Source organism: Limnospira sp. PMC 289.06 (genome assembly GCF_032350395.1).
Classification (GTDB): Bacteria; Cyanobacteriota; Cyanobacteriia; order Cyanobacteriales; family Microcoleaceae; genus Limnospira; species Limnospira platensis.
In genome coordinates, this window is record NZ_JARPLC010000441.1 from 1 (window position 1) to 576 (window position 576).

Genomic DNA, 576 nt, shown 5'->3' on the forward strand with positions numbered 1-576 from the left:
AAAGCGATCGCATTATTAGGAGTTAGTGCAAAATGAAACCCCCTAGGCTAAATACCTAGGGGGTGTTGTATTGTGGGTTTATTGGAGATTAATCATCAAGCTGATATAGCAATCTGAGAATAGCCTTAACCTCTGGTAGGTCTGGATTGATACCATTATTGGTTAACACTTGCCTTCCCATGTCTAACGGCAATGGTTGCCTTTGATGCCGCGTCAGGATACCTAACTCTGTGGCAAGGTTGCGACGTTTTTTGTACTTGCTGTCATTAACCGTTACCGAGTGACCAAACGAACGCGCTCTGATTTCCTGTGGTATCCCATTCATCTCTCCCAGTTGGTTACCAAGATGACGGAAAGCATAAGCTTGAGTAAATCCCCAATTATGTTGTGATAACCATTTACGGTGATTATCGTTAAACATACCAGGGTTTTTAGACTTAGTAACAGGTAAGTAGACGTTATGAATCCCTAAGCGGTTAATCAGAGTCTTGTCTTTTGACATTGGGATAGCTAACCGCCAGCCTGTCTTAGTAGAACCCCCAAAATAGGTAAATTCTCCAATCACTAACACTAACT

1 pseudogene is annotated in these 576 nt (G+C 42.2%); it reads right to left on the reverse strand.

Features of this window, described 5'->3' with window-relative positions:
• Window positions 1–88: 88 nt before the first annotated feature.
• A pseudogene (locus P5674_RS25685) lies at window positions 89–576 on the reverse strand (recombinase); the annotation flags it as partial.